The sequence below is a fragment of the Nocardia sp. NBC_00508 genome (assembly GCF_036346875.1).
GTDB lineage: Bacteria > Actinomycetota > Actinomycetes > Mycobacteriales > Mycobacteriaceae > Nocardia.
Window position 1 is genome coordinate 1460315 of sequence record NZ_CP107852.1, and the last position, 14702, is coordinate 1475016.

Sequence of the window (14702 nt, forward strand, 5' to 3'; positions counted from 1 at the left end):
CGTCACGCGGTCCGGTCGTACGGCTCGGCGACGTCGACCGCCGAGTCCATCAGCGCCTCCAGCGGCAACGGCGCCTGCACCGGAACGTAGGTCCACTCCAGGTACCCCGCCTTGGTGAGCGGGAAGTCCGCGACGTATTTCTCCGCCTCCTCGACGCTGTCGACTTCGAACACGATCACCACACCGGGCTCGTCGGCGCGGGCGTAGTTCTCCCGCACGATGCCCGCCTTCCACAGCCGCCACACATTGGCGACCTCCTCGGGCAGATACGGGTTGATCGTCTCCAGCGTGACGCCCGGCTTGAATCGGTCGAAAACGATGACCTTCATAGGTTTTCGCTCCATGTCTGCGTTGGTCGATATGAACGGCATTCATGGAATCGCGACGATTACAGTGTTACAAGAACGCACTTTTCGGTGAGTACCCGGAGGTCATGTGCCCGTCAAGCGCTACAACTGCGCCGTGGAAGTGACCGTCGACTTGATCGGCGGCAAGTGGAAGCCGGTGATCCTCGCCCATCTCAAGGAGGGCGTGCACCGCTACGGCGAACTACGCAGGCGGATGCCGACCACCAGCGAGAAGATGCTCGTGCAGCAATTGCGCGAGCTGGAATCCGACGGCCTGGTCCACCGGACCGTCTTCGACACCGTGCCGCCGCAGGTCGAATACACCCTGACCGACGAGGGCCACACCCTCGTCCCCGTCCTCACCGCCCTCTACGACTGGGGCGAACAGCGCGCCGCCCGCACCGGCCTCACCCTCGAGCCCTGAGCCGGGCTTCGCGTGGCGCCACACCACCGGCGGCGGGTCGGGAGCTGCGGACCGCCGCTACTGTCGATGGCGTGACACCCCTGCTGCTGCGCCCTGCTACCCGCGATGACGAACCGTTCCTCTGGGCAATGCTGTACGAGGCGTCGCACGCCGCCGAAGACCTGACCTCACCCGACGCCCTCCGCACCCTCCCGGAGCTGTCCCGCTACGTCGACGGCTGGGGTGGCCCGGACGACCTCGGCGTTATCGGCGGCACCGCGGCCCACCCACGGGGCGCCGCCTGGATCCGCCGGTTCACCAGCGAGAACCCCGGCTACGGCTACGTCGACGACACCACCCCGGAACTCGCGATCGCCGTCGCACCGGCCGCCCGCGGTACCGGTCTCGGCACCGCCCTGCTGACCCGCCTCATCACCGACTCCCAACCCCGATACCCCGCCATCAGCCTCAGCGTGCGAGCCGAAAATCCCGCCCGCCGCCTCTACACCCGGCTCGGCTTCACCGAAGTCGCCGGCTCCGAAATCACCAACCGCGCCGGAACCACCAGCGTGACAATGGTTCTGCGGTTCCAGTGACCGGGCGGATGGCTCCTGTTCTCTGACCAGGTCTCGGGGATGCGGGGTCGTTGCGGCCGATCCGAAACCCTGTGCCCCACAGTGTCGAATGTCTCATCTCGATTCCGGCACCCGGGCTGACGGCTCACACCCCACAGCGTCTATGACCGGCCCACAGCACCACAAAGCAGCAGGTAGGAGCCCGGAATCGGAGTATTGCGGGTACGGCGGTAGGAGGTTCGGCCCGCACAGTTCGCTTGTTCCCACCGTGAGGGAACTGCTTGTTTTCCTGGTCTACTTGGAGGAGTGCATCGTGTCTTCGAGTGTCCTACTGTTCGTCCTGGTCATGCCAGCCGGGAAGAAACTGTCGATCTAGGCCGTTCCGGCCCTTCTTCTCCGGTACGCCTGGACGGTGGGCGCTCGCGAACGTGGTGGATTGCCAGGGTGCTCGCGCCGGCAGCGGTGATGCTGGGGGCCCTGACGGCAGCGTCCGGCGTCGTTGTCGCGGAGCCGCCGACATCTCGTCCGAATTCCGGGTCATCCGACGGCTACAAGGCCCCCGCGGAAAGCTCCGACCTCCCGGCCCAACCGGTCGTCGACCGTGTCGAGCCGATTACCGACCGGTGGCTGCGAGTGTTCGTGAACTCGCCCGCGATGAACCGGGTCGTGCAGGTGCAGGTGCTGGTGCCCGCCGACCGTAGCCGACCGCGACCAACGCTGTACATGCTCGACGGTCGCGGCGCTCCCGAGAACAGCAGCAGCTGGACAGAGCACGGCCGTGCGCGGGAGTTCTTCGCCGACAAGAACCTCAACGTGGTGCTGACCACGGGCGGTCCGGCCAATCTCTACACCGACTGGCAGCGCCGCGATCCTGTCCTCGGCACCAACAAATGGGAGACGTTCCTCACCCGCGAACTGCCGCCACTGATCGATGCGCACTTCGAAGGCAACGGCCGCAACGGCGTCCAGGGTGTCTCCATGGGCGCCGAAGCCGCGATGATGCTCACGTTCCGTACACCGGGCCTGTACTCCGTCGTGGCGGCCCACAGTGGTTGCTACACCCTCGCGGGCGCTGGTCAAGCCCAAGCCCGCGGGATCGTCGAGACCTACGGAGGTAATCCGGACAACATGTTCGGCCCGCCGAACGATCCCGACTGGCTCGCCCACGACGTGATGTCACACGCGGAAGCCTTGCGCGGCACCAGGATCTACCTGTCCAGCGGTAGTGGAGTCCCCGGCGAACACGACCTGCCCGGCAAGGTCGAGCTCCCCGACGCCATCACCGTCGGAGGCCCTCTCGAAGCCGGAGCCTTCGGATGCGCCCTCGCACTGGCGAACCGATTGACCCAACTGCAGATTCCGGCGACGGTGAATCTGCGGCTCACCGGCACACACTCCTGGCCGTACTGGGCCGACGAACTGTCCCGGTCCTGGCCCACCATCGCCGAAGCACTGCACATCGGCAACTGACGGAATGCCGTAACGCCGTGGAGCCGTGGGGTCCGGATCTCTGTGCGAGATCCGGCAGCTGTGCGAGCGGCTCGGATCAAGCGCCGAAGACGCGTTCGACCACTGCTTTGGCGCGCCGGGTTACGCGCATGTAGTGGTCGAGGAATTCGCTGCCGTCGCCGGAGGGCCAGCCCGCCACCCGCGCGACGGCGGAGAGCAGGGGACCCGGGCCTGGGAGTTGGTCGGTGGCCTTGCCGCGCACCAGTACCAAGGCATTGCGCGCCTTCGTCGCGGTCAGCCACGCGTCGCGCAGCAGTGCCACGTCGGTTGCGTCCAGCAGTTCAGTCTGCGAGATCACGTCCAGTGATTGCAGCGTTGAGGTGTTGTGCAGGCCCGGCACCTCGTGGGCGTGTCGCAGCTGCATCAGCTGCACCGTCCATTCGATGTCGGTCAGACCGCCGCGCCCCAGCTTGGTGTGCGTCGCCGGGTCCGCGCCACGCGGCAGGCGCTCCGCGTCCACCCTGGCCTTGATCCGCCGGATCTCGCGCACCGCGTCGGCCGACACACCGCCCTCCGGATACCGCACTTTGTCGATGACGTGCAGGAAGCGCACCCCGAGTTCCTGGTCACCCGCGACCTGGTGGGCGCGCAGCAGCGCCTGCACCTCCCATGGCTGGGCCCACTGCTCGTAGTACGCGGCGTAGGCGGCCAGCGTGCGCACCAGCGCACCGCTGCGGCCCTCCGGGCGCAACCCGGCATCGACGAGCAGCGGTGGATCGGTACTCGGCGCCCCGAGCAGCTGCTGCACCCGGTCGGCCACCCCTATCGCCCATTTGACGGCCTTGGTCTCGTCTTCCCCCTGGCGCGGGTCGCAGACGAACAGCACGTCTGCGTCGGAGCCGTAGCCCAGTTCCATGCCGCCGAGCCTGCCCATGCCGATCACCGCGATATCGGCGGGAGCAGGCGATCCACGCTCGGCTTCACTCGCCCGGATCACCGCTTGCAGCGACGCCTCCAGCACCGCCACCCACACCGACGACAACGCTCGGCACACCTGCGGCACGTCGAGCATGCCGAGCAGATCGGCCGACGCCACCCGGGCCAGTTCGTGCCTGCGCAGCGAACGCGCCGCGGCCACAGCGCGTTTCGGGTCCTCGTAGCGAGCCGCGGCGGTGAGAATGCCACGCGCGACCTCGTCCGGCTGCGGACCGAGCAGCAGCGGACCGCTGGGACCGTCGGCGTACATCCGGATCGTCTCGGGCGCGTTGATCAGCAGATCGGGCAGGTACTCCGAGGATCCGAGCACGATCATGAGCCGCTGCGCGATGGCCCCCTCGTCGCGCAGCTCACGCAGGAACCAGATCTGGTCGGCGAGCCCCTCCGACACCCGGCGGTAGGCCAGCAGTCCCGCGTCGGGATTCGGTGTGTCGCTGAGCCATTCGAGCAGCGTCGGCAGCAGCAGAGCTTGAATGCGGCCTTTGCGGGACACCCCGCCGGTCAGCGCCTTCAGATGTCCGAGCGCATGTTCCGGCGCCGCGTACCCGAGGGCGGCCAGCTGCCGGATCGCGGCCTCCGGGCCCAGCCGCAGCGCCTCGGGTTCCAGCCGCACCACCGATTCCAGCAGCGGGCGGTAGAACAGTTTGGCGTGTAGTCGCCGCACCCGCACCGCGTTCCGGCGGATCTCGCTGGTCAGCACGCCCACCGCGTCCTGCCTGCCGTCGGGGCGGATGTGCGCGGCCCGGGCCAGCCAGCGCATGCCCTCCTCGTCGTCGGCGGCGGGCAGCGTGTGCGTGCGACGCAACCGCTGCAATTGCAACCGGTGTTCGAGCAGGCGCAGGAATTCATACGACGCGGTGAGGTTCGCCGCGTCGTCGCGGCCGACGTACCCGCCCGCCGCGAGCGCGGTCAACGCCTCGACGGTGCCCTGCACGTGCAAGGTCTCGTCGACCCGCCCGTGCACCAATTGCAGGAGCTGCACGGCGAATTCGACGTCGCGCAGGCTGCCGTGCCCGAGTTTGAGTTCGCGTTCGCGCAGATCGGCGGGCACCAGGTCCTCCACCCTGCGCCGCATCGCCTGCACGTCGGCGACGAAATCGGGTCGCTCCGAGGCCGTCCAGACCATCGGCATCAGCGCGTCCCGGTACTGCGCACCCAGGGCGAGATCACCGGTCGCCGGGCGGTTCTTCAGCAGTGCCTGGAACTCCCAGGTGCGCGCCCACCGCTTGTAGTAGGCGATGTGCGAGTCCAGCGTGCGCACCAGGGCACCGGCCTTGCCCTCCGGCCGCAACCCGGCGTCGACCTCGAAGAACGCCTGGCCGGCGACGCTCATCAGCTCGGCTGCCAGCCGGGTGGCGGTGGCGTCGGCGGGCTCGGCGACGAACACCACGTCGACGTCGCTGACATAGTTCAGCTCGCACGCGCCGCACTTGCCCATTGCGATCACGCCCAGCCGCACCGGCACCGGCTCGTCCTTGCAGACCCGCGCGACCGCGACCGCCAGCGCGGCGGTCAGCGCGGCGTCGGCCAGGTCGGTGAGCTGTCTGCCGACCATCTGGTACGGCAGCACCGGCTCGTTCTCCACGGTAGCCGCAAGGTCCAGCGCGGCCAGCAGCATCAGCTGGTCGCGGTACCGTTGGCGCAGCAGCGCCGCCACTTCGGGACCCGAGATCCCGGCGCGGAACAGCATCGGCGCGGCATTGGGTCCTTGCTCGGGCTCCGCCTCGACGACGGCCAGCAGGTCGGCGATCAACTCTTCGCGACCGGGCAACTCCTTGCGGCGCAAGATCTCCCACGCCGACGGCCTGGCGACCAGGTGATCACCCAGCGCGCTGGACGAGCCGAGCAGCGCGAACAGCCTGCCACGCAGCGACTTATCCGTGCGAATCGCCGAATCGATTGCGCCCCAGTCGTTTCCGATGCTCTCGCGCAGGCGCATGAGCGTGCTCAACGCGAGATCGGCGTCCGGTGCGCGCGACAGCGCCCATAGCACGGGGATGCTCTCGACGTTGTCCCAGCCCAGTGTGCGCAGCGACGCGGCAGCGGACGGCTCGAGCAATCCGAGCCGACCGACGCCGGGGACAGCGGAGCGCGCAGACGGTGGCCGAACCATGATTCTCAAATTACATGGCTGAGACCGCGGGCATGCCGCCGCTGGACATCCCTCGGATTACAACCCCAGGTATTCCTTGAGCTCGAACGGCGTGACCTGGCTGCGGTAGTCGGCCCACTCCCTGCGCTTGTTGCGCAGGAAGAAGTCGAACACGTGCTCGCCGAGCGTCTCGGCGACCAGCTCGGAACGCTCCATCGCCTGCAACGCCTCGTCCAGCGTGCCGGGCAGCTCGCGGAAGCCCATCGCGCGCCGCTCGGCGGTGGTCAGCGACCACACGTCGTCCTCCGCCTCCGGCGGCAGGTTGTAGCCCTTCTCGATGCCCCGCAGACCCGCCGCGAGCAGCACGGCGAAGGTCAGATAGGGGTTGCACGCGGAATCGGGGCTGCGGATCTCGACACGGCGCGAGGAGGACTTGTTCGGCGTGTACATCGGCACGCGCACCAGGGCGGAGCGGTTGGACCGGCCCCACGAGGCCGCGGTCGGCGCCTCGCCGCCGTGGATGAGCCGCTTGTAGGAGTTCACCCACTGGTTGGTGACCGCGCTGATCTCCGGGGCGTGCTCGAGAATGCCCGCGATGAACGCCCGCGCCGTCTCGGAGAGGTTGATCGGGTCGTCGGGGCCGTGAAAGGCGTTCGTCTCGCCCTCGAACAGGCTCATGTGCGTATGCATCGCGGAGCCGGGGTACTGGGCGAACGGCTTGGGCATGAACGTCGCGCGCACGCCCTCGTCGATGGCCACTTCCTTGATCAGGTAGCGGAAGGTCATCACGTTGTCGGCCATGGACAGCGCGTCGGCGTAGCGCAGGTCGATCTCCTGCTGGCCGGGCGCGCCCTCGTGGTGGCTGAACTCCACCGAGATGCCCATGGACTCCAGCGCGTCGATGGCATGGCGGCGGAAGTTCGGCGCCGAATCGTGCACCGCCTGGTCGAAGAAGCCACCCGTGTCGGCGGGAATCGGCGGTGCGCCGTCGTGCGGGCCGTTCTCCAGCAGGAAGAACTCGATCTCGGGGTGCACGTAGCAGCTGAAGCCCACGTCCGCGGCCTTGTTGAGCTGGCGGCGTAGCACATGGCGCGGGTCGGCCCAGGACGGCGAGCCGTCGGGCATGGTGATATCGCAGAACATGCGCGCGGAGTGCTGGTGGCCCTTGCTGCTGGCCCAGGGCAGCACCTGGAAGGTCGACGGATCCGGCCGGGCGACCATGTCGGCCTCGGAGACCCGGGCGAAGCCCTCGATGGCCGAGCCGTCGAAGCCGATACCCTCTTCGAACGCGCCTTCTAGCTCGGCCGGAGCAATCGCCACGGACTTCAGATAGCCCAAGACGTCAGTGAACCAGAGACGCACGAAGCGAATGTCCCGCTCTTCGAGCGTCCGCAGCACGAATTCCTTCTGGCGATCCATGTCCGCGAGCGTAAGCATCCGGCGTTAAATCTGTGTTACATACACGCTTAAGATTGCTGAGCAGGATTTTTTGGAAGACTCCACACAGGCGGATCGTCCGGTTTGTGAGCTTTTCCCGGCGCGAACCGGCCTGCGTCACCGTTCGGCAACCGATCCGGCGCGCTCAGCAGGTGAGCCCCGGCGCGGGTTCGGTCAGGTCGACCAGATAGGCGATCACCGCGTCGTCCACGCAGGGCACGCCGCCCGCCAGCGCCACCGTGTGCCGGTTGCCCCGATAGGTGATGAGTGCGGCGCCCAGTTGGGCGGCCAGGTCGACACCGGCCTGGTACGGCGTCGCCGGATCCTCGGTGGTGGACACCACCACCGGCTTCGGCAGGCCGGTCACCGAGATCCGATGCGGTTCACTGGTATTCGGCACCGGCCAGGCGGCGCACAGCTCCAGCGGCGCCGCACCCGTGCCGCGGCCGTCGTCCAGGAACGGCGCCGCCTTGCGGTATTCGGCGTCCTGCTGTCCGGCGACGGCGCGGTCGGCGATGCGCGGATCGTCCACGCAGCGAATGGCGTTGAACGCGTCGGTGGTGTTGGTGTAGCTGCCGTCCTCGCGACGACCGTCGTACAAGTCGGCCAGCACCAGCAGCGTGTCACCGCGTCCGTCGCGCAGTTCGGACAACCCGAGGGTCAGCACCTTCCACAGCTCGTCGGTGTAGAGCGCTTGACGCACGCCGGTGAGTGCGTCGCCGTAGCTCAGCCCGCGCGGGTCGGTGGTCGACGCCGACCGGTCCCACAGCGGGTCCACCAGCTCGCGGAAGCCCCGCACCGCCTGCGCCGGATCGGTGCCGAGCGGGCAATCCGGCTGCTGGGCGCAGTCGGCGGCGTACGCGTCGAACACCTTCTGGAAGCCCTCCGCCTGCCGCAACGACTCCTGCACCGGGTCCTGCGAGGAATCGATGGCGCCGTCGAGCACGAGGGCGCGCACGTGGGCGGGGAACTTCTCCGCGTACGCCGAACCGATCTTGGTGCCGTAGGAGTAACCGACATAGCTCAGCTTCGCGTCACCGAGCGCGGCGCGCATGACGTCGAGGTCCTGCACCACCTCGCGGGTGCCGACGTGGGCGAGGAGGTCGTTCCCGGTCCGCTCGGCGCAGCGGTCGGCGTAGCGGCGGTTGTCCGCTTCGGCGTCGGCGATGCCCTGCGGCGAATAGTCCTCCTGCGGCTCGGCACGCTCGGCGTCCTGCTCCTGCGGGGTCTGGCAGACGATGGACGGGGTGGAGGAGCCGACGCCGCGCGGGTCGAACCCGACCCGGTCGAAGCGCTCGGCCAAGGGCGTCTTGTTGCCCAGTGACGACATGCCGAGGCCGGACTCCCCCGGCCCGCCGGGATTCATCACCAGCGAACCGATGCGGTCACCCGTCGCGCGGACCCGGGACACCGCGATCTGCGCGATGGGCCCGTCCGGAGCCGCGTAGTCCACCGGAACGGTGACCCGCGCGCATTCGGTGTTCGGTGGCAGGCGGTCGTCCGGTCCGCCGAATCCGCCGCAATCACCCCACTGCACGGTCTGGCCGTAGAACTTCTCCAGTCCGGTGGGCGGCGTAGGCATCGGCTGCCCCGATTCGGTGTGGGTGATGGCGCACCCCGCGACCAAGGCCAGCACCGCCATCACGAGCACACCGCGCCCACTCCGCACCGTCGACATGCCCTTGATATTGCCATCGGGCAAACATCGACACCGCCCCGGCCGCACACTCGCCGCTGTGACCAATTGCACCGGACATCGGCCTTAATCCGCCCAGGCGGCGGGTGGCACACTGGGTTTCGTCAGACAATCCCGGGGACCCGGACGGGCCCCGAGGCGAGACAGACGAAAGGGACGATGATGTCCGTATCCGATTCGGAAACCCCTGCCTACGGTGCGGTGCCCACCGAGCACAAGAAGGTTGTGCGCAAGACCCGGGTGCACCACCTGCGGCAGATGAAGGCCGACGGCGAGCGCTGGGCGATGCTGACCGCCTACGACTACTCCACGGCACGGCTGTTCGAAGAGGCAGGCATCCCGGTTCTGCTGGTCGGCGATTCGGCGGCCAACGTGGTGTACGGCTACGACACCACCGTGCCGATCACCGTGGACGAGCTGATTCCGCTGGTGCGCGGTGTGGTGCGCGGTGCGCCGCATGCGCTGGTGGTGGCCGACCTGCCGTTCGGCACGTATGAATCCTCGCCGCAGCAGGCGCTGGCCACCGCGACGCGGTTCATGAAGGAGGGCGGGGCGCATGCGGTGAAGCTGGAGGGCGGCGAGCGCGTGGCCGAGCAGATCGCGGTGATCACCGCGGCGGGCATCCCGGTGATGGCGCACATCGGCTTCACTCCGCAGAGCGTGAACACGCTGGGCGGTTTCCGCGTGCAGGGTCGCGGCGACGGCGCCGAGCAGCTGATCGCCGACGCGATCGCGGTGCAGGAGGCGGGAGCGTTCTCCGTGGTCATGGAGATGGTGCCGGCCGAGCTGGCCGGGCAGGTCACCCGCAAGCTGACCATTCCGACGATCGGCATCGGCGCGGGCGCCGACACCGACGCGCAGGTGCTGGTCTGGCAGGACATGGCCGGCTACACCAGCGGCAAGACCGCGAAGTTCGTCAAGCGCTTCGGCCACATCGGTGACGAACTGCGCTCCGCGGCAGCCGCTTACGCCGACGAAGTGCGCCGGGGCACCTTCCCCGGTCCGGAGCACAGCTTCTGAGCCGCGGATCCGGCTGATCGGCCGGGCGGCGCGCGGACTCTTCGCGCTGCCCGGCCGATCGCTGGAACCGCGCATGGGCTGGGCGCGCATTTCGGACTGAACTATTCCCAGCGAGACCAACTGGTTCGGGCCGGTCGGGGAAATCAATGGCAGACTCGATGCCGACAATACCGACACGACCAGAGGTACCGATGCCGTACAGCCGTTGGATTTCCCGCAGCACCCTGCTGATCGCGGGCGTTTTCGCCGCCGCGGCGTTGACCGCGTGCGGCAGCGATTCGAGCCCGGCCCCGACCGGCAGCGCGAGTTCGACCACGGCGTCGGCGACCGCGGCGCCGGGCACGACACCCGGCCGCACCACGCCCGCCAGCCCGGAGATCACCCCGGCGGCCGCGAAGAACCTGTGCGACATGATGCGGCCGGAACTGTCGAACTGGCGGGTGCAGGGGCCGACCCTGGGCAAGATCGGGCTCAACGCCATGGTGCACGAGTGGGCGCTGACCAACGGCGCCATCAACGCCGCGGTGCTGGCCGACAAGCCGATCATCGACCGCGTCACCACCCAGAGCTGCCCCGACGTGCGCCAGCAGGCCATCGAAGCGCTGGCGATCCCGGACTTGGCCTCCGGACTCGCTTTCTGAACCGGGCGGCCGGATGCGCACCCTCTACCCTGAGATCGAACCGTACGACTCCGGCATGCTCGCGGTCGGCGCAGGCCAGTCGGTGTATTGGGAGGTCAGCGGCAATCCGGACGGTAAGCCGGTGGTGTTCCTGCACGGCGGTCCCGGTGGCGGCACCGCGTCGTATCATCGGCAATTCTTCGATCCGGCCGCCTACCGGATAGTGCTGTTCGACCAGCGCGGCTGCGGCCGCTCCACCCCGCACCTGGCCGACGGCGCGAGTCTGGAGCACAACACCACCTGGCACCTGATCGCCGACATGGAGGCACTGCGCGAGCATCTCGGCATCGAGCGCTGGCAGGTATTCGGCGGCTCGTGGGGCTCCACGCTCGCGCTGGCCTACGCGCAGCGGTATCCCGAACGCGTGACCGAACTGGTGTTGCGCGGCATCTTCCTGTTGCGCCGCAAGGAAATCGACTGGTATTACAACGGCGCCGCCGGCTACGTCTACCCGGACGAGTGGGCGAAGTTCCTCGCGCCGGTACCCGAGGACGAACGCGAGCAGGATCTCGTCGAGGTCTACCACCGGCTGCTGCACTCGCCCGAGGAGGAGGTGGCCCGCGCGGCCGCGATCGCCTGGTCCACGTGGGAGGGTGCGACGAGTTCGCTGCTGCCGCAACCGGACCGGATCGCCGAAACGGCCGAGCCTCGGTTCGCACTGGCCTTCGCCAGGATCGAGAACCACTACTTCCGCCATGGCGGGTTCCTCGACGAGGGCCAGCTGCTCCGCGACATCGGCGCCATCACGCACATTCCCGCCGTGATCGTGCAGGGCCGCCACGACATCGTCTGCCCGGCGGTCAGCGCCTGGGAGCTGCATCGGGCCTGGCCCGGTTCGGTCCTGCACATCGTCGACGACGCCGGGCACGCGGCGAACGAGCCCGGCATCATCCATCACCTGGTCGAAGCGACCGACCGATTCGCGAAGGAGGGGTGAGCAGGATGACCACCGCCGAGAACGCGCTCGTCGCCGCCCTGCGGGACGACATCGACCGGCTGCTGGCCGCCGAGCCCGAAGTCCGTTCCGACGCACCGGATTCCGTGCATCAGATGCGGGTGGCCACCCGCAGGTTGCGGAGCGTGCTGCGGTCCTATCGCGGACTCTTCGCCAAGAAGCCGGCCACCGCGATGGGCGCCGAGCTCAAATGGCTGGCCGGATTGCTCGGGGAAGCCCGCGACGCGGAGGTGCGCGCCGACCGATTCGCCACCCTGCTCGCCGACCATGCCGGTCAGGCCGCACCCACCGACCGCGACGCCGTCACCAGGCGTCTGGTGACCGCCGAACGGGATCGCTATCGCGCGGCCCACGACGAGGTCCTGACCGCATTGGACAGCGCACACTATCGCACGCTGCGGGACGAACTGTCCGAGTGGCGCACCGCTCCCCCACTGCGCCACTCCCGCGTCGCGGCGGACGCCGTGGACGTCTTCGGTGCGGTGCTGCGCAGCGACCTCGACCGGGTGGAATCCCTCGTCCGCGCGGAGCCGACCGTCGCGGCCGCCGATCGCATCGAGCTGCTGCACGATATCCGCAAGAGCGCCAAGCGTTTACGGTACTCGTGCGAGGCCGCGGAGCCGGCGGTGGGCGACGATGCCGCCGACCTGGGCCGCCGTGCGAAGAAACTGCAGACCGTACTCGGCGACCACCGGGACGCGGTGGAATCCCACCGGGCGATCCTCGATCGAGCGGCCGAGGCCGCCGCCGCGGGCGAGCACGCGAGCCTCTACGAGATCCTCGCGGACGCCGAGGACGCCGCGGCCGGTCGCGAACTGAGCCGCTATCCGGCCACGGCCGCGGCGCTGTTCGGCTAGATCGCGGCCACGCCCGGTCACGCGGCGTACTCGAAACTCACTTTCCGCTCCCTCGGGTCCGCCGACAACAGGCGTACCCGCACTGCCTTCCCTTCCGGCGGCTCACCCGAGCACGGCCCGAGGACCGGCGGATCGGCGATGAAGATCACGGCGGGACGGTTGCCGTTGGCCTCGCGCACCACCACGGCGTCGAATTCCGCGCCGGTCCGCCGGGCCAACAGGGTCGACTCGGTCAGATCGATGCAGGCGCGCTCGAGCTTGCCCGCGACGCCATCGCTGCGCCGCATGGTGTCGGCCGTGCGCACCAGCCCGTCGCGTACCCAGCGCGGCACCGCCGTGCCCGCGCACCGGGCCAGGCAGATCTCGGTCGCGAACCGGTCCGACAGTCGCCGCAGCGGGGCGGTGACGTGCGCGTATGGCGCACCGATACCGCTATGCCGCAGAGCTTCCTGCGGGGGCGACGCGCCCGTTGCACCAGCGACCACGGTGTAGGACGCACCGCGCAGCAGGGTTGTCGCCTCGGACATCAGCACCAGCGCCGCGGGCGTGTTGGGGTCGAGCCGCGCCAGCATCTGCCCGACAGGTTCCTCGGTGGGCCATGCCACGCCCAGTGCGTGCGCGGTGCGGCGCATGGAGTCGATCGCGGATTCGGCCGGTGGCGGCATGGTGCGCAGCAGCGCGACCCGCTCCTCGGCGGGTGTACCCCCGTTCAGCATGAGCTGCGCCGCGCACATTCCGGTCAGCAATGAGACCTGTTCGTTCCAGTCGTCGGCGGCGGTGCGCGGTTCGACCACCAGCCGCCAATGTCCGTTGACGCGCTCGTCCTGAACGACGGTTTGCGCCGGCAGCCGCAAGCCGATCGCGCCGCGCGCCAGCCCAGCCCGGATGCGCCGCTCGCCGAACTCCGGCAGGGCCGCGATCGAGGGATGCAGCCGGCCGGCCTCGGCGTCGGCCTGGACACCGGAGTAGTCGAGCCGGGCGCGCGAACGTACCAGGGCCCGCGCCACCGAGAAACGCTGCGGTTCGGCATGCTCGTCGAGTTCGATGGTCCATAACGCTGCCGGGCGCGTTCGCTCGGGCAGCAGGCTGGCGGATCCTTCCGACAGGCTCGGCGGGTGCAGTGGCACGGTGCCGTCGGGGAGATAGAACGTCTGTCCCCTGGCGCCGGACTCCTTGGCGAGCGCGCCATCGGGGGCGATCACGGCACCGACGTCGGCGATGGCGTAATGCACGAGGAAGCCGGTGGGGGTGTGTATGAGATGCAGGGCCTGGTCCAGATCCATTGCCCCGGGCGGGTCGATCGTCACGAACGGGATGTCCGTGCGATCGACCCGGTTGCCCGCGAACGCGTCGACGGCGTCGCGGGCCTCCGCGCTGGCCTCGGCGGGATACGCCGAGACCAAGCCGAACTCGGAACGAATGGCGCCGAAATCTACCGGTGCCGAGACGATCCGCTGGTGGAGTTCCACGCTGAGGCGCCGGTCCTACTGCAGCGCCAGCATGGTGCCGTTCAACTGGTCGAACGGACCATAAACCGTGAAGGTGACCCGGCCACCAGGGACCGAGGACGACACCTGGGCCGCAGCGTCCAGCGCCTGCCCGAAGGAGGCGGCGGACGGATGCGGCAGCCCGGCGATGGTCAGGCCGAACCGGTTCTGATACACCCAGACCGTGTCAGCGGGGCTCAGGTCGACTTGAACCCCGCCCTGCAGTGGCGTCACCGCGACCGCATTGGCGGAACCGGCGCCGAGCACCGCGAAAACCGAGGCGGCGCCTGCGACCAATGCGCCGGCGACTATGGAGCGAACTACTCGCATATGTGTTGAGACCTGCTTTCCCGCGATCGAAGTATGAATGGCCCGGTGCTGCCCCGCACCGGGCCTTACCAACGGCGACTACTTTATGACGTCGATCACGCTCACGGCCAGTGCCGCACGAATCGGGTCGGCGAAAATCTCGCGCGGCCACACGGCCGCGGCCGCGCTGCTAACGTGACCCGCCGGACGGGCGGCGCGTTCGCCCGCGCTTTCGGAAATACCACGCATGCCGACAATTGGGAGCCAACGCCTATGTCATCGATTTTGTTCGACTACCTCCTGCCTCTGCTCGGCCCCGAGCAGGCCGCCTACTGGGCTCAGGTCTTCACGATCAACCCGACCTGACCGCGCGATTGTTCTCTCGCACTCGTTGCCTCC

The 14702-nt window shown here is 68.8% G+C and carries 13 protein-coding genes; 7 read left to right on the forward strand and 6 right to left on the reverse strand.

Annotated elements, in window-relative coordinates; genetic code table 11:
• Positions 1–2: 2 nt before the first annotated feature.
• The gene (locus tag OHA40_RS06455; protein WP_330232153.1) at positions 3–329 is read right to left on the reverse strand and encodes a hypothetical protein; all 327 of its coding nucleotides are present in this window, start codon (positions 327–329) and stop codon (positions 3–5) included.
• A gap of 106 nt (positions 330–435) precedes the next feature.
• On the opposite strand from OHA40_RS06455, the gene OHA40_RS06460 reads away from it, so the two are divergent.
• The 3 genes from OHA40_RS06460 (at position 436) to OHA40_RS06470 (ending at position 2795) form a co-directional block, all read left to right on the forward strand.
• On the forward strand, positions 436–771 hold the full coding sequence (locus tag OHA40_RS06460) for a winged helix-turn-helix transcriptional regulator (RefSeq protein ID WP_330232154.1): 336 nt from the start codon (positions 436–438) through the stop codon (positions 769–771).
• A gap of 71 nt (positions 772–842) precedes the next feature.
• Complete coding sequence (locus OHA40_RS06465; RefSeq protein ID WP_330232155.1) at positions 843–1346, forward strand: GNAT family N-acetyltransferase; 504 nt, start codon at positions 843–845, stop codon at positions 1344–1346.
• Positions 1347–1769: 423 nt separating this feature from the next.
• Complete coding sequence (locus tag OHA40_RS06470; protein WP_330232156.1) at positions 1770–2795, forward strand: alpha/beta hydrolase; 1026 nt, start codon at positions 1770–1772, stop codon at positions 2793–2795.
• Positions 2796–2871: 76 nt separating this feature from the next.
• Here the strand turns inward: OHA40_RS06470 and OHA40_RS06475 are convergent, their stop codons facing one another.
• The 3 genes from OHA40_RS06475 to OHA40_RS06485 all read right to left on the reverse strand — a co-directional run bounded on the left by OHA40_RS06475 (position 2872) and on the right by OHA40_RS06485 (position 8977).
• Positions 2872–5883 carry a bifunctional [glutamine synthetase] adenylyltransferase/[glutamine synthetase]-adenylyl-L-tyrosine phosphorylase gene (locus tag OHA40_RS06475; protein ID WP_330232157.1) on the reverse strand — a complete coding sequence of 1004 codons (3012 nt, stop codon included), beginning with the start codon at positions 5881–5883 and terminating at the stop codon, positions 2872–2874.
• Between the two features lie 57 nt (positions 5884–5940).
• A complete protein-coding gene (locus OHA40_RS06480) occupies positions 5941–7281 on the reverse strand; it encodes a glutamine synthetase family protein (RefSeq protein WP_330232158.1) in 1341 nt (446 codons plus the stop codon).
• A 163-nt stretch (positions 7282–7444) separates the two neighbouring features.
• Complete coding sequence (locus OHA40_RS06485; RefSeq protein WP_330232159.1) at positions 7445–8977, reverse strand: alpha/beta hydrolase; 1533 nt, start codon at positions 8975–8977, stop codon at positions 7445–7447.
• 180 nt (positions 8978–9157) lie between these two features.
• Here OHA40_RS06485 and panB point away from each other — a divergent pair, with 180 nt between their 5' ends.
• The 4 genes from panB to OHA40_RS06505 all read left to right on the forward strand — a co-directional run bounded on the left by panB (position 9158) and on the right by OHA40_RS06505 (position 12507).
• The gene (panB, locus tag OHA40_RS06490) at positions 9158–10015 is read left to right on the forward strand and encodes a 3-methyl-2-oxobutanoate hydroxymethyltransferase (RefSeq protein WP_330234072.1); all 858 of its coding nucleotides are present in this window, start codon (positions 9158–9160) and stop codon (positions 10013–10015) included.
• Between the two features lie 191 nt (positions 10016–10206).
• Complete coding sequence (locus OHA40_RS06495; RefSeq protein ID WP_330232160.1) at positions 10207–10656, forward strand: hypothetical protein; 450 nt, start codon at positions 10207–10209, stop codon at positions 10654–10656.
• Positions 10657–10669: 13 nt separating this feature from the next.
• Entirely contained in the window at positions 10670–11632 is a 963-nt protein-coding gene (gene pip, locus OHA40_RS06500) for a prolyl aminopeptidase (RefSeq protein WP_330232161.1), read from the forward strand.
• A 5-nt stretch (positions 11633–11637) separates the two neighbouring features.
• The gene (locus OHA40_RS06505; protein WP_330232162.1) at positions 11638–12507 is read left to right on the forward strand and encodes a CHAD domain-containing protein; all 870 of its coding nucleotides are present in this window, start codon (positions 11638–11640) and stop codon (positions 12505–12507) included.
• A 17-nt stretch (positions 12508–12524) separates the two neighbouring features.
• Here the strand turns inward: OHA40_RS06505 and OHA40_RS06510 are convergent, their stop codons facing one another.
• Together OHA40_RS06510 and OHA40_RS06515 are read right to left on the reverse strand one after the other, a co-directional pair.
• Complete coding sequence (locus OHA40_RS06510; RefSeq protein WP_330232163.1) at positions 12525–13976, reverse strand: RNB domain-containing ribonuclease; 1452 nt, start codon at positions 13974–13976, stop codon at positions 12525–12527.
• 15 nt (positions 13977–13991) lie between these two features.
• Positions 13992–14324, reverse strand: coding sequence for a hypothetical protein (locus tag OHA40_RS06515; RefSeq protein WP_330232164.1), 333 nt, complete (start codon positions 14322–14324; stop codon positions 13992–13994).
• Positions 14325–14702: the final 378 nt, after the last annotated feature.